The sequence below is a fragment of the Pseudomonas sp. IT-P100 genome, assembly GCF_949767185.1.
GTDB classification, from domain to species: Bacteria; Pseudomonadota; Gammaproteobacteria; order Pseudomonadales; family Pseudomonadaceae; genus Aquipseudomonas; species Aquipseudomonas fluorescens_B.
Window position 1 is genome coordinate 199,791 of record NZ_CATKQK010000056.1, and the last position, 22,886, is coordinate 222,676.

Consider the following 22,886-nt stretch of genomic DNA (forward strand, 5'->3'; position numbering starts at 1 on the left):
AACAGAATTCAGGAAAGGTGCTTTATGACCGTAGCCAATGTTTACCAACAACGCCCAACCACCGGGGCCAAGGCCGAGTCGTCGCTGCATCATGCCGACCTCGCCAGCCTGGTCGGCAAGGGTCGCAAAAACGCCGGCGTGATCGTGCGTGAGAAAAAACTCCTCGGCCACCTGACCATTCGTGGCGACGGCCACGATGCGGCGTTCAGTGCTGGCGTGCACAAGGCCCTTGGCATCGAATTGCCAGGCGCGCTGACGGTCATCGTCAAGGGTGAAACCAGCCTGCAATGGATGGGGCCGGATGAGTGGCTGTTGATCGTGCCGACCGGTGAAGAGTTCGCCGCCGAGCAGAAACTGCGTGAAGCGCTGGGCGATCTGCACATCCAGATCGTCAACGTCAGCGGTGGCCAGCAGATCCTCGAACTGAGCGGCCCTAACGTGCGCCAGGTGCTGATGAAATCCACCAGCTACGACGTACACCCGAACAGCTTCCCGGTCGGCAAGGCAGTGGGCACCGTGTTCGCCAAGTCGCAACTGGTGATCCGCCACACCGCCGAAGACACCTGGGAACTGCTGATCCGCCGCAGCTTCTCGGATTACTGGTGGTTGTGGCTGCAGGATGCAGCGGCCGAGTACGGCCTGAGCGTTCAGGCTTAATGATCGTTTGTGGTGATGGGCTTTGTGGCGAGGGGATTTATCCCCGTTGGGCTGCGCAGCAGCCCTGAAACCTCACAACTCGGTATCCCAGCCAAATTGAGTTGACTGGTTTTACGACTGCTTCGCAGCCGAACGGGGATAAATCCCCTCGCCACAGGGGTCTCTGCGACCACCTAATTTGTAGCAGGAGTCACCGCACTATGAGCCGCGCCCCAGACACATGGATTCTGACCGCCGACTGCCCCAGCGTCCTCGGCACCGTGGACGCGGTGACCCGATTTCTGTTCGAGCAGGGCTGCTACGTTACCGAGCACCATTCGTTCGATGACCGTCTCTCGGGTCGTTTCTTCATTCGCGTGGAATTCCGTCAACCCGACGGCTTTGACGAACAAGCCTTCCGCGCCGGGTTGGAAGAGCGTGGTAAAGCCTTCGGCATGATCTTCGAACTGACCCCGCCGAACTACCGGCCGAAAGTGGTGATCATGGTCTCCAAGGCCGATCACTGCCTCAACGATTTGCTCTACCGCCAGCGCATCGGCCAGTTGTCGATGGACGTCGCCGCCGTGATCTCCAACCATCCGGACCTCAAGCCGTTGGCCGACTGGCACCAGATTCCGTACTACCACTTCCCGCTCGACCCCAACGACAAGCCGTCGCAGGAGCGTCAGGTGTTGCAGGTGATCGAAGACTCCGGCGCCGAACTGGTGATCCTTGCGCGCTACATGCAGGTTTTGTCACCGGAGCTGTGCCGCAAGCTCGACGGCAAGGCGATCAACATCCATCACTCCCTGCTGCCGGGGTTCAAGGGCGCCAAGCCTTATCACCAGGCCTACAACAAAGGGGTGAAGCTGGTCGGCGCCACGGCGCACTACATCAACAACGACCTGGACGAGGGACCGATCATCGCCCAGGGCGTGGAGGTGGTGGATCACAGCCATTATCCGGAAGACCTGATCGCCAAGGGGCGGGATATCGAAGGGCTGACCCTGGCTCGCGCCGTGGGTTATCACATTGAACGACGGGTGTTTTTGAACGCCAATCGCACGGTCGTTCTGTAGATCGCCATCGCTAGCAGGCTAGCTCCCACAGTGATTCGGGTGAACACAGGATTTTTGAACAACCCAAAACCCTGTGGGAGCTAGCCTGCTAGCGATGAGGCCCTGACAAACAACACAAGACACACAGGCAACAACCAGAGCAATCAACGCGCCGCCGATCCGTGGCGACGCGACCGCTACATAAAAACAACAGCGAGGTGAAAGCATGTCTGGCAATCGTGGTGTGGTGTATCTCGGCGCTGGCAAGGTCGAAGTACAGAAAATCGACTATCCGAAAATGCAGGACCCGCGTGGCAGGAAGATTAATCACGCTGTCATCCTGCGCGTGGTTTCCACCAACATCTGTGGTTCCGACCAGCACATGGTGCGCGGCCGTACCACCGCTCAGACCGGTCTGGTGCTGGGCCACGAGATCACTGGCGAAGTGATCGAGAAGGGCAGCGACGTCGAAAACCTGCAAATCGGCGACCTGGTGTCCGTACCGTTCAACGTGGCTTGCGGGCGCTGCCGTTCCTGCAAGGAAATGCACACTGGCGTTTGCCTCAGCGTGAACCCGGCGCGTCCGGGCGGTGCTTACGGTTACGTCGACATGGGCGACTGGACCGGCGGCCAGGCTGAATACGCGATGGTGCCGTACGCCGACTTCAACCTGCTGAAACTGCCTGATCGCGATCGCGCGATGGAAAAAATCCGCGACCTGACCTGCCTCTCCGACATCCTGCCGACCGGTTACCACGGCGCAGTGACGGCCGGCGTTGGCCCGGGCAGCACCGTGTACATCGCCGGTGCCGGTCCGGTCGGTCTGGCGGCTGCCGCTTCCGCTCGCCTGTTGGGCGCGGCGGTGGTGATCATCGGCGACGTCAACACTGTTCGCCTGGCACACGCCAAGGCGCAGGGTTTCGAAATTGCCGACCTGTCCCTGGACACCCCGCTGCACGAACAGATCGCTGCGCTGCTGGGTGAACCCGAAGTGGATTGCGCCGTCGACGCGGTGGGCTTCGAAGCGCGCGGTCACGGCCATGACGGCGTGAAACACGAGGCTCCGGCCACCGTGCTCAACTCGCTGATGGGTGTAGTTCGGGTGGCTGGCAAAATCGGTATCCCTGGCCTGTACGTGACCGAAGATCCGGGTGCCGTGGACGCGGCCGCGAAAATGGGCAGCCTGAGCATTCGCTTCGGTCTGGGCTGGGCCAAGTCCCACAGCTTCCACACTGGCCAGACGCCGGTGATGAAGTACAACCGCCAGCTGATGCAGGCGATCATGTGGGATCGCATCAACATCGCCGAAGTGGTGGGCGTTCAGGTGATCAGCCTGGATCAGGCACCGCAAGGCTACGGCGAGTTCGATGCGGGCGTGCCGAAGAAGTTTGTGATCGATCCGCACAAGCTGTTCAGCGCGGCGTAAGGCTTCACGCAATACAGAACGGCGACCTTCGGGTCGCCGTTTTTGTTTGAGTCGACGAGCGGGTGGAAAATGGACGTGGCGCTGAGGAACATGCCGACGCAAGACCGGTCAAAACGGCAGCTTTTCCGCCTGTTACCGGGCGGTTTTCATGGCACAAGAGGATGTCTGGATGAAGATTTCACGCGGTTTTGCACTGGCATCGCTCATGACCCTGGGGGCCAGCCCGGTCTTTGCTCAGTTCAGCCTGAGCGATGCGGCCAATGCCATTTCCGGCATGAAGGGCGATAACGCTGCCACAGCGGCAGCGCCGACCTCTGAAACGGCAGGTCTGCTGGGTGCGCTCAGCCAATTGAACCTGACACCACAGCAAGTCGTTGGCGGCACCGGAGCGATGCTCGGTCTGGCCAAGAATCAATTGAGTTCGACCGACTACTCGGAACTGGCCAAGAGCGTTCCGGGCATCGACATGTTGTCCGGCGGTGGTGAACTGGGTGTCCTCGCCGGGTTGCTCGGTTCGAGCGGTAAGGCGGCCGGCCTGGATAACGCGCTGGGCAACGTCAAGGACACCAACGACCTGAACAACGCGTTCAGCGCATTGGACATGGACAGCGGCATGATCGGCCAGTTTGCCCCACTGATTCTTCAATACTTCGGTCAACAGGGCGTGGGCGGTTCGCTGCTGCAGAGCCTGGGCGGAATCTGGGGCGCCGGCAGCTGATTCAGCGGCGCTCGGCGCGCAAGGCGTCGATGCGCCGGTCCTTCTCGATCCAGAGCAGGTTCACCCAGTTCTGGACGGTCTCGCGAAACGCCGCATCATTCTCGTAATCGCCCTGCCACAGTGCGGGGTCGAGTTCGCGGGTGTTGATGTCGATGATGACCCTCGGCACGTTGCCGCTGATCAAATCCCAGAACCCCGGGATCTTCTGCTGCGGATATACCACCGTCACATCGAGAATGGCGTCCAGCTGTTCACCCATCGCTGCCAGCACAAACGCCACGCCGCCAGCCTTGGGCTTGAGCAGATGCGTGAACGGTGACTGTTGTTGAGCGCTTTTTGCCGAGGTGTAGCGGGTGCCTTCCAGGTAATTGACCACGGTCACCGGCTGGCGCTTGAACAGCACGCACGCCGCTTTGGTAATCTCCAGATCCTTGCCCGCCAGCGTCGGGTTTTTCGCCAGAAAGGCCTTGGTGTAGCGCTTCATGAACGGGTAATCCAGCGCCCACCACGCCAGGCCCAGGAACGGTACCCAGATCAGTTCTTTCTTGAGGAAGAATTTGAAAAACGGCGTGCGCCGGTTGAGTGTCTGGATCAGCGCCGGGATATCGACCCAGGATTGATGGTTGCTGATGACCAGATAAGAGGTGTCGCGGCGCAAGTCATCGCCGCCGCGAATGTCCCACTGCGTGGGGATGCACAGACGGAAGATCAGCTTGTCGATCTCGGCCCAGGTCTCGGCGATCCACATCACCGCTGTTGATGCGTAATCACGCCAGCGGCCGGGCAGGACCAGTTTGAACAGGGCAAACACCATCAGTGGCCCGAACAGGACCAGGGTGTTGAGTAACAGCAGCAGGGTAACGAAACAGCCGGTGAGCAGGCGGCGCATAAGTAACTCTTGAAAGCGTTTGGGCGCGCCATGATAAGCAGCTTCGGGCGACAGGCCAAATCGGCGGTGACGAATGTTTCACCTTCTTGGCCGTATGCTTGCGGCTTTGTGAGAGCACTTGTTCGCTTCGCAGCCCAGCGGGAGCAAGCTCCCTCGCCACAGAAGTGTGTGGTCGTCCAACTATCGTTGTTTTTTGCGGTCTAGAATTCGGCCTCTGCGCTCCTATTTTCAAAAAAAGGACATCCATCACGTGAAATCCCTCCTCGCACTGCTTTCCCTCGTGGCCCTGCCGGTCCTGGCCGCCGAGCCGACCCTGTACGGGCGCTACGAATACATTGCGCTGCCGGAAATCGGCGGCGAAGTCCTCAAGGCGAAAATGGACACTGGCGCCCTGACCGCATCGCTGTCGGCCAAGGACATCGAAACCTTCACCCGCGACGGCGATGAGTGGGTGCGTTTCCGCCTCGCGACCAAAGACGCCAGCAACAAGGTCTACGAGCACAAGGTCGCGCGGATCAGCAAGATCAAGACCCGCTCCGAAGAAGACGAGGATGAAGATGCCGCGGCGCCCACCAAACGTCCGGTGGTCGATCTGGAATTGTGCCTGGGTAACGTCAAGCGCACCGTCGAGGTCAACCTGACCGACCGCAGCAGCTTCAACTACCCGCTGCTGATCGGCGCCAAAGCCCTGCGTGAATTTGGCGCGGCCGTGAACCCGGCGCGACGTTTCACTGCCGACAAGCCCGACTGCTGATTTCAAGTGGTCTCATTGACGTGAGGTGAGGCTTGGGGCACCGTTCGCCCACCCAACTGCCGGGCTCGGACGCCATGCCTCATATCCTGATTGTCGAAGACGAAGCGGCGATTGCCGACACCCTGATTTTCGCCTTGCAGGGCGAAGGGTTCACCACCACCTGGCTGAGCCTGGGTGTCGCCGCGCTGGAGCTTCAGCGGCAGACCCCGGCCGATCTGATCATTCTGGACATTGGCCTGCCCGACATCAGTGGCTTCGAAACCTGCAAGCTACTGCGGCGTTTCAGCGAGGTGCCGGTGATTTTCCTCAGTGCCCGCGATGCGGAAATCGATCGGGTCGTGGGCCTGGAAATCGGTGCCGACGATTACGTGGTCAAGCCGTTCAGCCCACGGGAAGTGGCGGCGCGCGTGCGGGCTATCCTCAAGCGCATGGCGCCACGTGCGGTGGCCGAGGTTGCACCGACACTGTTTCGCATCGACAGCGAGCGCGTTCAGATCAGCTATCGCGGCCAGTTGCTGACCCTGACTCGCCACGAGTTCCGTCTGCTGCAATGCCTGCTCGAACAACCTGAACGCGTCTTCAGTCGCGAGCAATTGCTCGATGCGCTGGGCGTCGCCGCCGATGCCGGGTACGAGCGCAGCGTCGACAGCCACATCAAGAGCGTGCGCGCCAAATTGCGCCAGGTGAAGGCCGGCGCCGAGCCGATCCAGACCCATCGCGGCCTCGGCTACAGCTACAGCCCGGGCCACAGCTGATGCCATTGGGGATCCGGATCTTCCTGGTGTATGTGCTGTTCATCGGCCTGACGGGTTACTTCGTGCTCAGCACGGTGATGGAAGAAATCCGCCCCGGCGTACGTCAGTCCACCGAAGAAACCCTGGTCGACACCGCCAACCTGATGGCCGAAATCCTGCGCGACGACTTCAAGGCCGGCACGCTCAACCAGAACCGCTGGCCGGAACTGCTCAGGGCCTATGGCGAGCGGCAGCCAAACGCCAGTATCTGGGGGCTGCCGAAGAATCAGGTCAACCACCGGATCTACGTCACTGACGCGAAGGGCATCGTGGTCCTGGACTCCAGCGGCGTGGCGGTAGGCCAGGATTATTCGCGATGGAACGATGTTTTGCTGACCCTGCGCGGCGAGTACGGCGCTCGCTCCAGTCGCAGCGACCCGAACGATGCCAGCTCTTCGGTGATGCACGTTGGTGCGCCGATTCGCGATAACGGCCGGATCATTGGCGTGGTCACCGTGGCCAAACCCAACAGCTCGTTGCAGCCTTACGTCGATCGCACGGAGCGTCGATTGCTCGCGTATGGCGCCGGGCTGATCGGCCTCGGTCTGTTGTTCGGCGCGCTGCTGTCGTGGTGGCTGAGCGCAGCGTTGCGGCGCTTGACCGCTTATGCAAAAGCCGTGAGTGAAGGCCGACGGGTCGAGGTTCCGCATTATCGCGGCGGCGAAATGGAGCAACTGGCGACCGCCGTGGAGCAGATGCGCACGCAGCTCGAAGGCAAAGCCTACGTCGAGCGTTATGTGCACACGCTGACCCATGAACTGAAAAGCCCGCTGGCGGCGATTCGTGGCGCAGCGGAGTTGCTGCAGGGCGAGATGCCGTTGGCTCAACAACAGCGTTTCGTCAGCAACATCGACAGTGAAAGCGTGCGGATGCAGCAGTTGATCGAGCGGCTGTTGAATCTGGCTCAGGTCGAGCAGCGCCAAGGGCTGGAAGAGCGAGTGGCCGTGCCGTTGGCGGGGCTGGTCAATGAGTTGCTGAATGCCCAGGCCGCGCGTATCGAAGGCAAGCAGTTGCGGGTGGAACAGGCGATTCCAGCGGACCTGGCGATCACTGGCGAGCCGTTTCTGTTGCGTCAGGCGCTGGGCAATCTGCTGGAAAATGCTTTGGATTTCACGCCGGCGAAGGGTTTGCTGCGATTCAGCGCGAAGCAGATCGGGGAGCAGATTGAATTCAGACTGTTCAACCAGGCCGAGGCCATTCCCGACTACGCGTTGCCGCGATTGAGTGAGCGTTTCTATTCCTTGCCGCGTCCGGAGAGCGGGCGCAAGAGCACCGGCTTGGGGCTTAACTTTGTTGAGGAGGTGGTGAAGTTGCATGGCGGGACGTTGCACATCGGCAATGTCCAAGGCGGGGTTGAAGTGACTCTGCATTTGCCTTCAGACCGCTAAAGATCACAAAGTCTCCACATTCCCCCCACAAAACCCCCACACACCAATCCCAGACTCTTCCCATCCAAACAGGGAGAGTCCCATGAACCGAAATCTGACCTTAAAACTCGGGGCCATTGCCCTGCTGATTCTGTTGTTGCTGATCCCGTTGCTGATGATCAACGGCGTGATCCAGGACCGTCAGCAACTGCGCGACGGTGTGCTCGAAGACATCGCGCGCAGCTCCAGCTACAGCCAGCGGCTGAGCGGACCGTTGATGGTGGTGCCCTATCGCAAAGTGGTGCGCACCTGGAAACTCAATGAAAAAACCAACGAGCGTTACCAGGAAGTCGGAGAAGAACGCGGTCGTTTGTATTTCCTGCCGGAGCGTTTCGAGCTCGACGGACAGGTCCAGACCGAACTGCGTTCCCGGGGCATTTACGAGGCGCGCTTGTTCCACGCCGACAACCGCATCAGCGGGCACTTCTCGGTTCCGGCGCAACTGGGCATCAAGGAAGACTTCGCGGATTACCAGTTCGACCTGCCGTTTCTCGCGGTCGGGATCAGCGACATTCGTGGCATCGAGAATGCGTTGAAACTGGAACTCAATGACCTGCGCCTGGACTTCGTGCCGGGCAGTCAGGTGGGCTGGCTGGGCGAGGGCGTGCATGTGACGTTGCCAGCGCTGAACACCACGCAACCCACAGAACTGGCCTTCGGTTTCGACCTGCGTTTGCAAGGCACCGGTCAACTGCAAATCCTCCCGGTGGGCAAGACGAGCAAGGTGTCGCTGGCCGCCAACTGGCCGCATCCGAGCTTCATCGGCAACTACCTGCCGGCCCAGCGCGAAGTCTCCGATCAGGGCTTCACCGCCAACTGGCAGACGACGTTCTTCTCCACCAACCTGCAAGAAGCCCTGAGCAGTTGCGTATCCGGCAACGACTGTGACGCGTTCAACGGGCGCAGCTTTGGCGTGAGCTTCATCGACCCCGTGGACCAGTATTTGAAAAGCGATCGAGCGATCAAATATGCACTGCTGTTCATCGTTCTGACTTTCGCCGGTTTCTTCCTCTTCGAAGTCCTGAAAAGCCTGGCCGTGCACCCGGTGCAATACGCGCTGGTGGGCGTGGCACTGGCATTTTTCTACCTGTTGTTATTGTCGTTGTCCGAACACATCGGCTTTGCCCTGGCGTATCTGTTGTCGGCCAGCGGTTGTGTGTTGTTGATCGGCTTCTATGTCTGCCACGTGCTGCGCAGCGTGCGTCACGGCTTGAGTTTTTCGGCGGGATTGGCCGCGTTGTACGGCTTGCTCTACGGCTTGTTGAGTGCCGAGGATTACGCGCTGCTGATGGGCTCGTTGCTGCTGTTCGGCTTGCTCGGCGTGTTCATGGTGCTGACACGGAAACTGGACTGGTACGGGATCGGGCAGAAAGCCGCCAAGCCGCTGGCGTTTGATATCGGGGTGGTGGAATGAGCCGGTCGTTGGGGTTGCGTGAGGATCAGCGGGTGGGTGCAGACTTGGCTGCGCGAATTGCCGAGTTGTTTCAGGAAACAGGTGAACTGCGGCAGGTTGGTCTAACCTCGAACAATTGCGTATCGAGAGTCTGGACATGGAACCCGGCCACGCCTTACATCGAAATACACCGAAGCTGGCAGTGGTCGACCCTCGTGGATTGGCCGTCGCCTCTGTTGCCTACTATCGCAAGACCAGCGCTGATGCGAGCCCCGAGCCGCGTGTGACGCGTGAGACGTTTGATGTGGCGGGGCGATCGGTGGCGAATTGGGATGCGCGCTTGGGTTCGGGCAGCACGCCGATCGCTTCGCTGACCATCGTTCCCGCTTTGTCGGGCAAACCGGTATTGACGGTCAGCGTCGATGCGGGTTGGCGGCTGGCCTTGCAGGACGAAGCTGGCCAGGTTCGTCAGAATTGGGATGGCGCGGGTAACACAACGTGGTTTGACTACGACTTGATGGGCAGGCCGTTGATTGTCGAGCAAGCGTCCGTCAATGCCGCCTCGCAATGTGTGGAGCGCTTGTATTACGGAGCTGCCGAACCTGACGTTAGCGATCGAAACCAGTGTGGTCGATTGATTCGTCATGCCGACGCAGCCGGTAGGCGGGAGGTGCATGATTTCAGCCTGCAAGGCGAACCGCTTACGGAGTCGCGGTGCTTCCTGGCAGAACTTGATCATCCGGGTTGGCCTGTGGCCGAGAACCAACAAAACGCCTTGCTCGAACAGGGCGAAGATAAAACCTACCGCACCCATTGGCACTATGGTGCTTCGGGCGAAATGCTTGAGCAAATTGATGCGGCAGGGCATTCACGCCGTTACGCCTACACCGTGTCGGGGCAGCTGCAGAGCACTTGGCTGAAGGTTGCGGGCAAGTCAGAGCAATTGTTGGTCAGCGACATCGCCTACAACGCGTTCGGCCAGGTTGAGCGTGAAACCGCGGGCAATGGTGTCAGCTGTTCCAGTGTTTACGATCCTGCCGATGGAAGACTGCGGCAGTTGCTCGCCATCAAAGGTGAGCGGTGCCTTCAGGACTTTCGTTACGACTATGACGCCATGGGCAATATCCTCTGTATGGATGATCAATCCCAGCCTGTCAGCTGGTTTGCCAATCAGCGTGTCGACCCCATCAATCGCTATGGTTACGACTCGCTATATCAATTGATCAGCGCTACTGGGCGTGAAGTGGCGTCAGCCATCAATGGCCCGGCGCGGCCTGAACTGATTGAACCTCCTGATCCCGCTCGACTGCAAAACTACAGTCAGAGTTGGTGTTATGACGCGGGCGGCAATCTGCTCGAACAGCGCCACAGCAATAAACCAACGCACTTCATGGTCATCGACACAGGCAGCAATCGAGGGCTGACTCGGGTTGAGGGGCAGGTCCCGGATTTTGATGCGGGCTTCGATGGCAACGGCAATCTCAAATTCCTGACGCCGGGGCAACTAATGCGCTGGACGGCGCGCAATGAGCTTCGCGAAGTCGTTCTGGTGAGCCGCCCAGAGGGTCGCGGCGACAGTGAACGTTATATCTATGACGGTGCCGGTATGCGTGTGCGCAAAGTACGCAATGCGCTGGCATCGAGTGTCTCCCGAATAGCGGATGTGCGTTATTTGCCGGGTCTGGAGATCCGCACCGATGGCGCGGACAGTCCCGGCGAAGTTTTGCAGGTGCTGAATGTTCAGGCAGGACGCAGCAATGTTCGCCTCCTGCACTGGGTGCACGGCCAGCCGGATGATCAATTGCGTTACAGTCTTGATGATCATTTGGGTAGCAGCACATTGGAATTGGATGGCCGAGGTGACCTGATCAGTTACGAAGGATACTACCCATACGGCGGGACAGCCTGGTGGATGGGGCGCTCTAAAGTTGAAGTGAAATATAAATTTTTGCGTTATTCGGGCAAGGAGCTGGATGCGACGGGGCTTTACTATTATGGGTTTCGATATTACGCACCTTGGTTGGGACGTTGGTTAACCCCTGATCCGGCGTGGGCTATCGATGGATTGAATTTCTATAGGATGGCGCGTAATAATCCAGTGACTCATCGGGATGAGTTTGGGCTTTATTCAGGTAAGGGCGATGCTTTTGAACGTTACGTAGAAGACGACGGTTACACCATTGTTGCGCGTGGTCGATATAAATTATCTTCTCGAGAGAATGCACATGTCGAACGTGCCTTAGGTGTAGCTCAGACCGTTGTAATTGAAGCGATTCAAGAGTTGAAAAGTGGTTTGGCAATGGACTCAAGGCTCGACGATGTTTATGGTCCTGGAGTCGGTGAGAAATTTAAACCAACACTGATAGCTTGGTTTGAAACGCTTAAAGATGAAATGATTTCTTACAGGTCTGGAAGTAAAAAAGATCAGTTTGTTTTTTTGAATTCTGCAAAAAAAGACGTGGCGTTTGTGTACAAGATGGATCCGGAAAAGAGGATTTTTATTAATGGTCAGGCGGGTAGTGATGATAGGTCCTTGGTTGGTTTGGTACAAATATTGATTCATGAGGTTTCTCATTTAGCGCTTAATACACACGATTTTTTTTATTATGAAAGGACTTTCTCGGATAAAATTCCAGACTTGGTTAAAGATCTTAAATCCAGAGTGGAGATTGCTGGTAAAGGATTGCAAGGCACTGATAGAGTAATGGTAAGTAATCTGTTAAGTGGTTATCACGAGAAAAAAATTAGCGATGATGAGTTGATAGGGATGTTTGGTACTAATAATCTCAATCAAATAAATAATGATATTTTAGTCAATCCTGACTATCGGTCCCAAGCACTGATTTACAATGCAGATTCTTTGGCGTTCGCAGCCTTGTACATTGGCACTTCGGCACTCGGTCGTTTCCTTAATCGGACCAAAAGCCCTGCACGTTCGCCAGTACCGGAGTATTGATTTCATTGGCCATTAGAGTGATCAAGGGAGCTTGCCGCCAAGCGGAGCCGTGCATTTGGTTTGTTCGCATTGTTTAAGTCTGCGGCCGGGTTTCCACCATCGAAGGCCGCTGATTCACCTCGAAATACCAGTTCGCCGCTTCGAATTCACGTCGCACCACCCCAGAACCGGATGGCGCAGGTCGCCATCGAGCCGTTTGTCCAAGTGTTTTTCCAGTCGCGACGGTAGCTCAAAGACATCCCACGCCTGGCTGCGCGGATCGCCGGATTGTTCCAGGAATCAGGCGAACTGCGGCAGGCTGGTCTAACCTCGAATGGTTGCGCAACGAGAGTCTGGGCATGGAATCCAAGCATGCGTTACATCGTAATACTCCGAAGTTGGCGGTGGTCGACCCTCGTGGGTTAGCCATCGCCTCTGTTGCCTACTACCTCAAGACCAGCGCTGATGTGCGGCCCGAGCCGCGTGTGACGCGTGAAACGTTTGATGTGGCGGGACGATCCGTTGTGCATTGGGACCCCCGATTGGGCTCGGGAAGTAACTCGATATCGTTTCTGACAGTCGTTCCGGGTTTGTCCGGTTAGCCGTTGTTGAAGGTCAGTATCGATGCGGGATGGCGACTGGCCTTGCAGGGCGAAGCCGGACAGGTCCACCAGAACTGGGATGGCGCAGGCAATACAACGTGCTTTGGGTACGATTTGATGTGCAGACCATCAAGTATCGAACAAGCGTCCGCCAATGCTGTATTGCACTGTGTGGAGCGCCTGTATTACGGAGCATCCGAACCTGACGTCATTGCCCGGAATCAATGCGGTCGATTGATTCGTCACGCCGATACTGCGGGGGTACGGGGGGGGCGGACTGCCGTTGCGCTGGACGGCTCGCAATCAATTGGAAGAAGTGATCCTGGTCCAGCGACCAGGGGCAGAGAACGACAGCGAACGGTACGTCTACGACAGTGCAGGCATGCGGGTTCGCAAACTTCGCACTTCGCTGGCGGGAGGTGTGAGCCGAAAGGCGCAGGTACGGTATTTGCCCGGTCTGGAAATTCGCACGGAAGGCGCCGATAGCAATGAAGAAGTTTTGCATGTCATCACAACGGAGGCCGGACTAAGTTCTGTTCGCTTATTGCATTGGGAAGAGGGTCGGCCCTCTGGGATTGTCAAAGATCAACTTCGTTATAGTTTCGATGATCTGTTGGGTAGTAGTACGCAGGAGTTGGATGAAGATGCTGATTTAAATCGAAATGTCTGGTCAACTCGGCAACCGCGTCTTTTTCAGCAGCGCCAAGTTGTGGCGAATCTTGTCGCGCTGACCATCCAGCCACTCCTCCCAGTGTTTCTCCGGGGCGTGCGGGGTGACTTCATAACGGATAAGCACCGAAGCGTCCATGATCCCGTCGGCAATGGAGACCAGGTCTTGCCTCGCTCCGGCACGGCTCGCCTTTGACCCGCGAGCCGTACACAGCAAAACCGTGTTGACGGAAAGGCTCAGGACGAGAAGAGGCTAGCCCAGCCCAGCCCAGCCCAGCCCAGCCAATGAAGATCTAAACCTTCGGCATCGTTGCCAGCATCGAAGGCCGCTGACTCACCTCGAAATACCATGCGGCCAACTGCGGATTCGACTCGCGCCATTCCAGGTCCGGATGGCGCAGGTCGAGGTAACCCAACGCACACGCCACACTGATTGCCGCCACATCGAAATGGCTGGTCAGCTCGGCAATCGCATCTTTTTCCAGCAACGCCAAGGCGCGGCGGATCTTGTCCCGCTGGCCATCGAGCCATTCGTCCCAATGTTTTTCCGGGGCGCGCAGGGCGACTTCGTAACGCACCAGCACCGCGGCGTCCATGATCCCGTCGGCCAGGGAGGCCAGGGTCAGACGACGCCAACGGGCCGAGCCTTCACGGGGGATCAGCGGGTTGCCGACGTGCTGGTGGTCGAGGTAATCGAGGATCACCCGGCTGTCATGGATGACGTTGCCGTCCGCCAGGCGCAGGGCCGGGATTTTGCTCAGCGGGTTGTCGTCGATAAGCGGCAGGTCCGGGGCGACTGGGGTCAGCACACAGTTTTGCAGGGCGACGCGGTCTTGCTGACCGGTTTCGTGCAGCAGCACCATGACTTTGCGAACGAAGGGCGACAACGGGTTGTGGTAGAGGGTCATGCTCGGGGCGGACATGGCGGGATCTCGGTCGGTGGACAGTGTCGGGAGCATAGCGCGTTGGGCCGACAGCTCAAGAGGCTCGAAGAGAGGTCAATATCTAAAACCTGCGGGAGCGGCGTTGCAGGAGGCCGCGCAGGGCGAGGACGGCTGGAATGCCTAATCCAAGCCAGCTCAGAGCATCCCAAACGCCATCCCCCAGCAACGCGGCAAACAACCCCGTCGCGCTCAGAAGGGCGATAACGGTGGGCGTGGCGAAGACCTTCCAGAAGTTTGACTGTCGGGGTTTCATGCCACGCTCTCCGCTTTTTCCATGACGGGTTTTGCGGCTTTGCGCCGCACCACCCACAGGTAAGCCCCGCTGCCGAGCACGATGATGGTCAGCACATCCAGTGTCGCCCAGAGGATTTTCATCGGCATGCCACCGTAATCGCCGAAGTGCAGCGGCTGCGACATGCCCATGGCGTCCATGTACCACGGTCGTTCGGCCACAGCGGTGACTTGCAGGGTGTTGGCATCGATCAACACCGGCGTCAGCAAATGCGAAGTCAGGTGCGTGCTGCCCTTCATGAAGACCGCGTAATGGTGTTCGCTGGAAAATCGCGTGCCGGGGAAGGCGATGAAGTCCGGCTGCATGCCGGGCGCGACTTCCTTGGCGATGTCGAGCAGGCGAGTGGCCGGCGCCAGTTGAGTCAACGGTGGTGCGTCGCGGTACGGCGCGACCATCGCGCTCAGGCTGTCGTTGCGCCACGCGGCGATCAACAGGTCGGCGCAGGCACTGATGACGCCGGTGACCCCGACCACCAGCGCCCAGGTCAGGGTGACGACACCGATCAGGTTGTGCAGGTCGAGCCAGCGCAGGCGGGTGGATTTGTCCTGGCGCACGGTGGCGAATGTCAGCCTGCGCATGAACGGCAGGTACAGCACCGTTCCGGAAATAATGGCCACGACAAACATCAACCCCATGAACGCCAGCAACAACTTGCCCGGCAGGCCGGCGAACATGTCCACATGCAGACGCAGCATGACCATCATGAAGCCGCCATTGGCCGACGGCATCTCCAGCGCTTCGCCGGTTCGGGCGTCCAGCATGAAGGTGTGGGACGAATTCGGTTCCGTGCCGGCGGTGGCCGCCATGATCGCGATCGCGGCGTTGGGTTCGTCTTCGTCGAAGCCGAAATACTGCATGACTTCGCCGGGACGATGTTTTTCCGCGGCCTGCACCAGTTGCTGCAAATTCAGCTGCAGGGTATCGGCCGGCATTGCCTTCAACTCGGCGGCATCGCCCAGCAAGTGGTCGATCTCGTGATGGAAAATCAATGGCAAGCCGGTCAGCGCCAGAATCAGCAGGAAGACCGTGCAGATCAGGCTGGTCCAGGTATGGACGAAGGACCAGCGGCGAATGGTTTTGCTTTTCATTTCTCAGCCTTCAGAAATACCAAAGCCGTCTTCGAAGGACGGCCTGGTTACAGCACGTATCAAATCAAGCGTTTACCACTTGTACGTGGCACTGGCGACGACACTGCGCAGGTCGCCGTAATAGCAGTAGAAGCCGTCACAGGTGGAGATGTAATCCTTGTTGAGCAGGTTGGTCGCGTTCACGGCCAGCGAGGCACCTTTCAAGCTGTTGTCCAGACGACCCAGGTCGTAATGAACCGCCGCGTCGAACACGGTGTAGGCGTCAGCCTTGCCCAGCGTGGTGTTGCCCTGGTCGCCGTAAGTATCGCCGGTGTAACGGGCGCCGGCGCCAATGCCGAAGCCATCCAGCACGCCGTTGTGCCAGGTGTAATCGGCCCACAGCGAAGCCTGCTGGTTGGGCATCAGTTGCAGTCGGTTGCCTTTGAAATCGCCTTTCTGCACTTCGGATTTGGCCAGGGTGTAGGCGGCGATGATTTTCAGGTTGTCGGTGACGTCGGAGACCGCTTCCAGCTCCAGGCCTTTGACTTTCACTTCCCCGGTCTGGCTGGTGATCGGCACGTTGCCGACGGTGGTGGTGACAGAGACGTTTTTCTGGGTCAGGTCATACACCGCTGCGCTGAGCAAGGTATTGCTGCCCGGTGGTTGGTATTTGATGCCCAGCTCCCATTGCTGGCCTTCGGTCGGTTTGAACGACTCGGTAGCCGATGCGGTGGCGTTGCTGGTGGGTTGGAATGACTCGGCGTAGGAAAGATAAGGCACAAAGCCCGAATCGAACACGTAGCTGATCGCCGCGTTACCGCTGAATTTCTTGTCCCGTTCGGTGTTAGTCGCGTTCTCGTCATTGAAGAACTTGGTGCCGGTATGGACCCAGTCTTCACGGCCACCCAATGTCAGGCGCCATTGGTCGAGGGCCATCTGGTCCTGGACGTACAAACCGGTCTGATAGGTCTTCTGATCCTGGTCATAGAACGCATCGGAGCGCGGTGGACGAGTGATCGGCAGGCCGTATTGCGGGGTGTTGACGTTGATGCGCGGCGCGGTCCCGAAGATCGACAGGTAGTTGGTGTTGTTGCGCTGGTGGTCCAGCCCGATCAACAGCGTATGACGGACATCGCCGGTGGAGAAGTCGCCCTGGAAGTTGTTGTCCACCGCGAACTGGCTGATGTCTTCTTCCACATTGGTGGTACCGCGCCCTGTGTTGCCCTGATCGTCGACGACAAATCCGAACGCGGCAAACGCCGGGTTGTAGGCGTTGACGGTAATGGCCTGGAACGACAGGTCGGACTTGGTGTAGCGCAGGTTCTGACGGAACTGCCAGACGTCGTTCAGACGATGTTCGAAGGCATAGCCCAGCGCGTAGTAGGTGCGGTCGTAGTACTCGTAGTTCGGATCTCCCAGGTTCTTGTGGTGGGAAATATCGCCGAACGGCATGTCGATTTTGGTGCCCTGGATCGAATGGAACTGGCTGGTGATGCCGGTATCGTCACGGGTGAACTGCGTGAGCAGGGTGAATTTGGTGTCGTCGTCAATGTTCCAGGTCAGGCTCGGCGCAATGTTGTAGCGCTTGTTGTCGATGTGGTCGATCTGCGTCCCGCTGTCGCGAACCACGCCGCTGACGCCGTAGAGGAACTGGCCTTCGTCGTCGATCTTGCCGGTGCTGGCGAAGTTGATCTGGCGGTGATTGTCACTGCCGTATTGCACCTGGATTTCATGGCTCGACTCGGCGCTGGGACGACGGCTGACCATGTCCAGCAAACCGCCCGGCGGGGTCTGGCCATAGACCGACGAAGCCGGGCCGCGCAGCAGGGCGAGGCGGTCGAGGTTCCAGGTTTCCGGTTTCGGGTTGGCATACACGCCTTTGGGCAACGGCAGGCCGTCGAGGAACTGGGTCGGTTCGAAGCCTCGCACGCGCAGCCAGTCGGTGCGGGTGTCGCTGCCGAAACTGCTGGCGGTGATGCCCGGCATGTAGCGCACGGCGTCATCGAGGCTGTGCACACTACGGTCGTCCATTTGTTCGCGGGTGGCGATCGAAATCGAACGCGGCGCCTCAACCAGCGCAGTGTCGGTCTTGGTGCCGGCGGCGGTGCGCTTGGCCAGGTAACCCTCCACCGGGCCCCAGGCACTTTCAGTGTTTTCAACGCCGATGATGGCGGTTTCTGGCAGGGCCATCACACCTTCAGGCGCGGCCACAAGGCTGTAGGTGCCGGTGCTGCTCTGTTCCAGTTGCAGGCCGGTACCATTCAAGGCCGCGCGCAGGGCGCCGGTGGCATCGTACTGGCCATTGACCGGTGCCGACATCTTGCCCGCTGCCAGCGCCGGATCCAGCGACAACGCCAGGCCGGACTGGCTGGCGATCTGGTTCAACGTGCTGGCCAATGGCGCAGCCGGAAGAGTGTAGGCGCGAACGCTGGACGCCTGTTCAGCTGCGATCAGTTGGTTGCTGGCCAGAGGTGTGCAGAGGGCAATGGCGACCGCCAGCAAACTGGGGCGCAACAAGGTGTCTAGCGAACGGGACATACGGCGGCTCCTGAAAGGGAATACTTCTCAATTGCCTAGGTGCCGAACGAAAAACCAGAAGTGATAGGGCTGGATGAAAATAATTTCGATTCAGCTAGTGAATCTGTACGCATCAGCCTTGAGGCATGGACCCAACCCTGTGGCGAGGGAGCAAGCTCCCTCGCCACAAATGGTCTGCCTCAAGGCTTGGCTTCAGCCTTCGCCACCGTCACCCACCATTGCGTGTGCTGTTCGATCTGCACCGGTAAGGTCGGCAACAGAGCGCTCAACGCCAGATCGGTATCGTGCAACGGAAAACTGCCGGTGATCCGCAGGTCGGCCACCTCTGGTGCAACGCCCAGATGCCCGCGGCGATAACGACCGAGTTCGTGGACCAGATCTTCCAGACGCGCGTTATCCACCACCAGCATGCCGCGGGTCCAGGCATCGGCACCGAGGTTGAGCGCGATGATCGGCCCGAGGCCGTTGCTGCGCATCAGCACCTGCTGGCCTTCGCGCAGAATCTGTTCTTCAGGACTCGACTCGGGATGGGCGGCAACGGCGGACTGCAACACGCTCAGGCGCGTGCCTTCTTCCTCGCGCTTGACCAGGAAACGCGTGCCGAGTGCGCGCATGCTGCCTTCGCGGGTTTCGACGATAAACGGCCGCGCATCGCCATGACCGGTTTCGACGAGGATTTCCCCGTCCTGAAGAATCACCCGGCGCTGCTTCTCATCAAAGCGCACGTCCACGGCACTGTGGGTGTTGAGGTTGATCACTGTGCCGTCGCTCAGGCGCAAAGTGCGTTGCTCGCCGGTGGCGGTGCGCTGATCGGCCAGCCAATAGTCAACCGGCAGATAACGCTCACCGGCGAACAGCGCCAAACCAATCACCGCCACGATGCTCGCCACGCCGCTGCCCAGTTTGCGCACACGTCGGCGAATGCTTTCGCGCGATTGCAGCAATGCGGTGCGGGCCGGGCCGCTGGCCACGCTGAAACGCTGGTCGAGCATGCCCAACTGGCGCCAGGCGCGGGCGTGTTCTTCGTGGGCGGCGTGCCATTTGGCGAACTCTTCGCGCTCCACCGGGTTGCCGGAATCCAGCGACAATTGCCAGGCAATCGCCGCGTCCAGCACCTGCGCCGACACCGGTTTGGAACTGACCGCGCTCATATCGGCTCACCGTACAGCGCGATATAGCACTGACGAATGCCCTGGGCCAGGTATTGACGCACCCGCGGCACCGATACGCCCAGGCGCTGGGCGATTTCCGCGTGGCCGAGGCCGTCGAGACGGTTGTAGAGAAACGCTGCCCGGGCTTTGCTGGAGAGTTTGCCGAGCAGGCGGTCGATGTTTTTCAGGTCTTCGAGGATCAGTTGCTGTTCTTCCACCGATGGCTGTTCGCCTTCGGGGATCAGCATCAGTTCGGTGAGGTAAGCCTGTTCCAGCGCGGCACGCCGGAAGTAGTCAAACAGCAGACCCTTGGCGATCGCCACCAGAAACGCCCGAGGTTCGCGCGGTTCGTTCAGTTGATCACGGCCCAGCAACCGCACGAAGGTGTCCTGACTCAGGTCCTCTGCCCGTTGCGGGCAAGCGACATTGCGTCGAAGCCAGGCCAATAGCCAGCTGCGATGGTCACGATATAACGCACCGACGAGCTCACTGTGGGGGCTTTGGACTGACGACACGCGGCATCACCGATTGGGAAGTGTTAACTAACGAGAATTATTCGCGATTGTGGCAGAGGCGGGGGAGGTAAGCAATTGGCCACTGGTCAGGTGGGTTTCAGGGCATTGCGCAAAGTAAACCTGTGGCGAGGGAGCTTGCTCCCGCTCGGCTGCGCAGCAGTCGCAAAACCTGCGAACGCGATTTGACTGGAGAAGGCAGGGGGGCTGCTTCGCATCCCGGCGGGAGCAAGCTCCCTCGCCACAGAGATAGGCAGGAAGTCTAAAAAGAAGGCGTTCGCTGCCTGCGTTTCCACTGACTCACGCGCTGCTGCAAATTCAACGGACTATGAATCTGCTGCTGCCGCGCCCGGCTGAACAGGATCAACGCCAGTTCCGCAGTCGCCAGCGCATCGGCACTGGCGTTATGACGCTCGAACACTTCGAGCTTGAACCAGTCGATCCACTCGTCCAGCCCCGCCCCGCGAATGTGCGCCTGTGGGCACAGCAGCGGGGCGATATCCGCCACATCCAGAAACGGATGCTGCAGCTTGTAACCCAGATGATCCTTCAACGCGCGCCCGAGCATGTGCTGATCAAACGGCGCATGAAACGCCAACACCGGACTGTCGCCCACAAACTCCATGAACTCGAGCAGGGCCTGCGCCGGATCACTGCCGGCAGCGATCGCGCTGGGGCCCAAGCCATGGATCAACACACTGGGCGCCAATTTCATATCCGTGCATTGGAGGGTGCGTTCGAACTGCTGGCTGAAGTCGATCGCCCCGTCTTCAATCACCACCGCGCCGATGGACAGCACCCGATCCTTGTTCATATTCAACCCGGTGGTTTCCAGGTCCAGCACCACCCAGCGCTGTTCGCGCAGGCTGCATTCTCTGAGCTCGGCGCCCGCCGGCAAGCGTTGCAGACGTTGCTGCAATTCCACGGACAACATCGGCCCCACCGGGCGCAACCACGAAAACAGGCTCATAACTGATACCGCAATGTCAGGCTGCTTTGCAGGCGCTGGGCCTGACGCAGGGATTCGCGCAGGATCCTTCGGTCCAGGTGATTGAGACTGTCGGGATCGACCCGGTTGGAGTAGGGCAAGTTCTCCCGGGTCTGTAGCTGATGTTGCTGCATGCGGGTTTGCTGGATGAAGTGATACGCCTCTTCATACGCTGCACCGTCCAGCCGTTCGATGACTTCTTTTTCGACCAGTTGGCGAAAGCGCTCCAGCGTATTGTTGGCCTCGATGCCGTGGGCTAGCGCCAGCAATCGGGCGCCGTCGACAAAGGGCGTCAGACCCTGGACTTTCAGGTCCAGCGTCGCCTTCTCGCCATTCTTGCGCGCCAGCACAAACTCGCGGAAACGGCCTACGGGCGGGCGGTTGCGCAGGGCGTTTTCGGCCATCATCCGTTGGAACAGGCGGTTGTCAGCGACTTGATCGAGAATGCCCCGACGCAGTTGCTCGCAGCTTTGCTCGTCGCCCCAAACCACGCGCAGGTCGAAATAGATGCTCGAACCCAGCAGGTTCTCCGGCGTCGCTTCACGAATGAACGCCGCAAAACGCCGCGCCCATTCGGCCCGGGACAAACACAGCTCAGGGTTGCCGGCCATGATGTTGCCCTTGCACAGGGTGAACCCGCACAGCGCCAGGCTCTGGTTGATCTGTTGAGCGATAGGCAGCAACTTGCCGCGAATCTCGGCGGCATGCGCGGCGTCCCGTGCTTCGAACAGAATGCCGTTGTCCTGATCGGTATGCAGCGTCTGTTCGCGGCGGCCTTCGCTGCCGAAACACAGCCAACTGAACGGCACACCGGGGTCGCCTTTCTCGGCGAGAGTCAGTTCGATCACCCGGCACACGGTGTGGTCGTTGAGCAGGGTGATGATGTGGGTGATCTGGGTCGACGACGCGCCATGGGCCAACATGCGTTCCACCAATTGACCGATCTCGCCGCGCATCGCCACCAGGTTTTCCACCTTCTGGGCGCTGCGGATGGTCCGCGCCAGGTGCACCAGATCGACCCGTTGCAGGGAAAACAGGTCACGTTCCGAGACCACGCCGCACAGGCGCTGATCCTTGACCAGGCAAACGTGGGCAATATGCCGCTCGGTCATGGCAATCGCCGCATCGAAGGCACTGTGGTCCGGCGTCAGGAAAAACGGCGCGTGGGTCATGTGCAATTCGATGGCTTCGTTGAAGTCGTTGGTGCCTTCGGCCACCACGTGACGCAGGTCGCGCAGGGTGAAAATGCCCAGCGGCGCCTTGTGTTCATCGACCACCACAATGCTGCCGACCTGCTGCTCGTGCATCAGGGTCACGGCTTCGCGCAACGGCGTAATCGGGCTGCACGTCACCGGATGGCGCATGGCCAATTCGCCAAGGCGGGTATTCAGAGAATATTGAGTGCCGAGGGTCTCCACGGCTTTTTGCTGGACTTGCTGGTTGACCTGATCCAGCAGACTGCTGACACCGCGTAGGGCAAAGTCGCGAAAGGCATTGGAAAGCGCGAACAGTTTAATAAACGCCAGCTTGTTCAGCTGTAGGCAAAAGGTGTCTTCGGCTGCCAGATGTTCGGTGCGCGTCGCACGTTCACCCAGCAGCGCAGCGAGGGGGAAGCACTCGCCGGTGGTGATTTCGAAGGTGGTTTCCGTGCCGCCCTTGGCCGTGTGGGGGCGTTCACCCACGACGCGGCCCTGTTTGACGATGTAGAAATGCTCAACCGGGCCATCGGCGGGCTTGATGATGCTTTCGCCGGGCGCATAAAAACGCAGCTGACATTGCTCCACCAGGTACGCCAGGTGAGCGTGTTCCATTTGATTGAAGGGCGGGAAACGCTGCAGAAATTGCAAAGTGCCCTGGATGTTTTGCAAAACCGCGGTTTTTCCTGCCTGTGTGAAGGCGTCCGCTTTACTCATAACCATTACCGCAGTCTTTTTTCGAATTGTTGTTGTCGGATGACTCGGCCATGGTCGGCCCCGGAGCGCGAGGTGCCCATTGGACGTAAGTCTAGGTCGGGCCTTCCGGTGATGAAATTTCGGAAATACCTTACGCAATCTTGGGAAGAATCTATCCTTTCATCTATAGGAAATAAATCC

18 protein-coding genes and 1 pseudogene are annotated in these 22,886 nt (G+C 59.2%); 9 read left to right on the plus strand and 10 right to left on the minus strand.

What is annotated here, in order from left to right; translation table 11 throughout:
• Nucleotides 1-24: 24 nt before the first annotated feature.
• The 4 genes from ACM6IQ_RS26310 to ACM6IQ_RS26325 all read left to right on the plus strand — a co-directional run bounded on the left by ACM6IQ_RS26310 (nucleotide 25) and on the right by ACM6IQ_RS26325 (nucleotide 3,838).
• Entirely contained in the window at nucleotides 25-657 is a 633-nt protein-coding gene (locus ACM6IQ_RS26310; protein ID WP_017341180.1) for a sarcosine oxidase subunit gamma, read from the plus strand.
• A gap of 200 nt (nucleotides 658-857) precedes the next feature.
• Complete coding sequence (gene purU / locus ACM6IQ_RS26315) at nucleotides 858-1,715, plus strand: formyltetrahydrofolate deformylase (protein WP_017341179.1); 858 nt, start codon at nucleotides 858-860, stop codon at nucleotides 1,713-1,715.
• 205 nt (nucleotides 1,716-1,920) lie between these two features.
• The gene (gene fdhA, locus ACM6IQ_RS26320) at nucleotides 1,921-3,120 is read left to right on the plus strand and encodes a formaldehyde dehydrogenase, glutathione-independent (RefSeq protein ID WP_017341178.1); all 1,200 of its coding nucleotides are present in this window, start codon (nucleotides 1,921-1,923) and stop codon (nucleotides 3,118-3,120) included.
• Nucleotides 3,121-3,289: 169 nt separating this feature from the next.
• Nucleotides 3,290-3,838 (plus strand): DUF2780 domain-containing protein, encoded by a 549-nt coding sequence (locus ACM6IQ_RS26325; protein WP_414880198.1) that lies wholly within the window; start codon nucleotides 3,290-3,292, stop codon nucleotides 3,836-3,838.
• 1 nt (nucleotide 3,839) lies between these two features.
• Here ACM6IQ_RS26325 and ACM6IQ_RS26330 read toward each other — a convergent pair whose 3' ends face one another.
• Nucleotides 3,840-4,727, minus strand: a complete 888-nt coding sequence (locus ACM6IQ_RS26330) for an acyltransferase (RefSeq protein WP_414880199.1) — start codon at nucleotides 4,725-4,727, stop codon at nucleotides 3,840-3,842.
• A gap of 250 nt (nucleotides 4,728-4,977) precedes the next feature.
• On the opposite strand from ACM6IQ_RS26330, the gene ACM6IQ_RS26335 reads away from it, so the two are divergent.
• From ACM6IQ_RS26335 to ACM6IQ_RS26355, 5 genes are all read left to right on the plus strand, one after another.
• Nucleotides 4,978-5,481 carry an ATP-dependent zinc protease gene (locus tag ACM6IQ_RS26335; RefSeq protein ID WP_017341175.1) on the plus strand — a complete coding sequence of 168 codons (504 nt, stop codon included), beginning with the start codon at nucleotides 4,978-4,980 and terminating at the stop codon, nucleotides 5,479-5,481.
• Between the two features lie 74 nt (nucleotides 5,482-5,555).
• Complete coding sequence (gene creB, locus ACM6IQ_RS26340) at nucleotides 5,556-6,236, plus strand: two-component system response regulator CreB (RefSeq protein ID WP_031319163.1); 681 nt, start codon at nucleotides 5,556-5,558, stop codon at nucleotides 6,234-6,236.
• Nucleotides 6,236-7,663 (plus strand): two-component system sensor histidine kinase CreC, encoded by a 1,428-nt coding sequence (creC, locus tag ACM6IQ_RS26345; protein WP_414880200.1) that lies wholly within the window; start codon nucleotides 6,236-6,238, stop codon nucleotides 7,661-7,663. The genes creB and creC overlap by 1 nt, the downstream gene beginning before the upstream one ends.
• Before the next feature lie 82 nt (nucleotides 7,664-7,745).
• Nucleotides 7,746-9,116 (plus strand): cell envelope integrity protein CreD, encoded by a 1,371-nt coding sequence (gene creD / locus ACM6IQ_RS26350; RefSeq protein WP_017341172.1) that lies wholly within the window; start codon nucleotides 7,746-7,748, stop codon nucleotides 9,114-9,116.
• A 136-nt stretch (nucleotides 9,117-9,252) separates the two neighbouring features.
• Nucleotides 9,253-12,051: an RHS repeat-associated core domain-containing protein gene (locus ACM6IQ_RS26355; protein ID WP_414880201.1), complete on the plus strand. Its 2,799-nt coding sequence runs from the start codon at nucleotides 9,253-9,255 to the stop codon at nucleotides 12,049-12,051.
• A 1,234-nt stretch (nucleotides 12,052-13,285) separates the two neighbouring features.
• Here the strand turns inward: ACM6IQ_RS26355 and ACM6IQ_RS26360 are convergent.
• The 9 genes and pseudogenes from ACM6IQ_RS26360 to ACM6IQ_RS26400 all read right to left on the minus strand — a co-directional run.
• Nucleotides 13,286-13,473 (minus strand): annotated as a pseudogene (locus ACM6IQ_RS26360) (glutathione S-transferase); the annotation flags it as partial.
• Between the two features lie 121 nt (nucleotides 13,474-13,594).
• On the minus strand, nucleotides 13,595-14,224 hold the full coding sequence (locus ACM6IQ_RS26365) for a glutathione S-transferase (protein ID WP_414880202.1): 630 nt from the start codon (nucleotides 14,222-14,224) through the stop codon (nucleotides 13,595-13,597).
• Nucleotides 14,225-14,306: 82 nt separating this feature from the next.
• On the minus strand, nucleotides 14,307-14,498 hold the full coding sequence (locus ACM6IQ_RS26370; RefSeq protein ID WP_414880203.1) for a hypothetical protein: 192 nt from the start codon (nucleotides 14,496-14,498) through the stop codon (nucleotides 14,307-14,309).
• Complete coding sequence (locus ACM6IQ_RS26375; RefSeq protein ID WP_414880204.1) at nucleotides 14,495-15,625, minus strand: PepSY-associated TM helix domain-containing protein; 1,131 nt, start codon at nucleotides 15,623-15,625, stop codon at nucleotides 14,495-14,497. Before ACM6IQ_RS26375 ends, ACM6IQ_RS26370 begins: the two co-directional genes overlap by 4 nt.
• Nucleotides 15,626-15,697: 72 nt before the next feature.
• A complete protein-coding gene (locus tag ACM6IQ_RS26380; RefSeq protein WP_414880205.1) occupies nucleotides 15,698-18,142 on the minus strand; it encodes a TonB-dependent siderophore receptor in 2,445 nt (814 codons plus the stop codon).
• Nucleotides 18,143-18,321: 179 nt separating this feature from the next.
• Nucleotides 18,322-19,293, minus strand: coding sequence for a FecR domain-containing protein (locus ACM6IQ_RS26385; protein WP_414880206.1), 972 nt, complete (start codon nucleotides 19,291-19,293; stop codon nucleotides 18,322-18,324).
• Nucleotides 19,290-19,808 (minus strand): RNA polymerase sigma factor, encoded by a 519-nt coding sequence (locus tag ACM6IQ_RS26390; RefSeq protein ID WP_017341164.1) that lies wholly within the window; start codon nucleotides 19,806-19,808, stop codon nucleotides 19,290-19,292. The genes ACM6IQ_RS26385 and ACM6IQ_RS26390 overlap by 4 nt, the downstream gene beginning before the upstream one ends.
• A gap of 259 nt (nucleotides 19,809-20,067) precedes the next feature.
• On the minus strand, nucleotides 20,068-20,775 hold the full coding sequence (locus ACM6IQ_RS26395; protein ID WP_414880207.1) for a PolC-type DNA polymerase III: 708 nt from the start codon (nucleotides 20,773-20,775) through the stop codon (nucleotides 20,068-20,070).
• Nucleotides 20,772-22,712: a putative nucleotidyltransferase substrate binding domain-containing protein gene (locus tag ACM6IQ_RS26400; protein ID WP_017341162.1), complete on the minus strand. Its 1,941-nt coding sequence runs from the start codon at nucleotides 22,710-22,712 to the stop codon at nucleotides 20,772-20,774. The genes ACM6IQ_RS26395 and ACM6IQ_RS26400 overlap by 4 nt, the downstream gene beginning before the upstream one ends.
• Nucleotides 22,713-22,886: the final 174 nt, after the last annotated feature.

Bases quoted from the DNA above. Each gene is read 5' to 3' on its own strand.
- ACM6IQ_RS26310 (WP_017341180.1), top strand. From the start codon at position 25: ATGACCGTAGCCAATGTTTACCAACAACGCCCAACCACCGGGGCCAAG.
- purU (WP_017341179.1), top strand. From the start codon at position 858: ATGAGCCGCGCCCCAGACACATGGATTCTGACCGCCGACTGCCCCAGC.
- fdhA (WP_017341178.1), top strand. From the start codon at position 1,921: ATGTCTGGCAATCGTGGTGTGGTGTATCTCGGCGCTGGCAAGGTCGAA.
- ACM6IQ_RS26325 (WP_414880198.1), top strand. From the start codon at position 3,290: ATGAAGATTTCACGCGGTTTTGCACTGGCATCGCTCATGACCCTGGGG.
- ACM6IQ_RS26330 (WP_414880199.1), bottom strand. From the start codon at position 4,727: ATGCGCCGCCTGCTCACCGGCTGTTTCGTTACCCTGCTGCTGTTACTC.
- creB (WP_031319163.1), top strand. From the start codon at position 5,556: ATGCCTCATATCCTGATTGTCGAAGACGAAGCGGCGATTGCCGACACC.
- creC (WP_414880200.1), top strand. From the start codon at position 6,236: ATGCCATTGGGGATCCGGATCTTCCTGGTGTATGTGCTGTTCATCGGC.
- creD (WP_017341172.1), top strand. From the start codon at position 7,746: ATGAACCGAAATCTGACCTTAAAACTCGGGGCCATTGCCCTGCTGATT.
- ACM6IQ_RS26355 (WP_414880201.1), top strand. From the start codon at position 9,253: ATGGAACCCGGCCACGCCTTACATCGAAATACACCGAAGCTGGCAGTG.
- ACM6IQ_RS26365 (WP_414880202.1), bottom strand. From the start codon at position 14,224: ATGTCCGCCCCGAGCATGACCCTCTACCACAACCCGTTGTCGCCCTTC.
- ACM6IQ_RS26370 (WP_414880203.1), bottom strand. From the start codon at position 14,498: ATGAAACCCCGACAGTCAAACTTCTGGAAGGTCTTCGCCACGCCCACC.
- ACM6IQ_RS26375 (WP_414880204.1), bottom strand. From the start codon at position 15,625: ATGAAAAGCAAAACCATTCGCCGCTGGTCCTTCGTCCATACCTGGACC.
- ACM6IQ_RS26380 (WP_414880205.1), bottom strand. From the start codon at position 18,142: ATGTCCCGTTCGCTAGACACCTTGTTGCGCCCCAGTTTGCTGGCGGTC.
- ACM6IQ_RS26385 (WP_414880206.1), bottom strand. From the start codon at position 19,293: ATGAGCGCGGTCAGTTCCAAACCGGTGTCGGCGCAGGTGCTGGACGCG.
- ACM6IQ_RS26395 (WP_414880207.1), bottom strand. From the start codon at position 20,775: ATGAGCCTGTTTTCGTGGTTGCGCCCGGTGGGGCCGATGTTGTCCGTG.
- ACM6IQ_RS26400 (WP_017341162.1), bottom strand. From the start codon at position 22,712: ATGGTTATGAGTAAAGCGGACGCCTTCACACAGGCAGGAAAAACCGCG.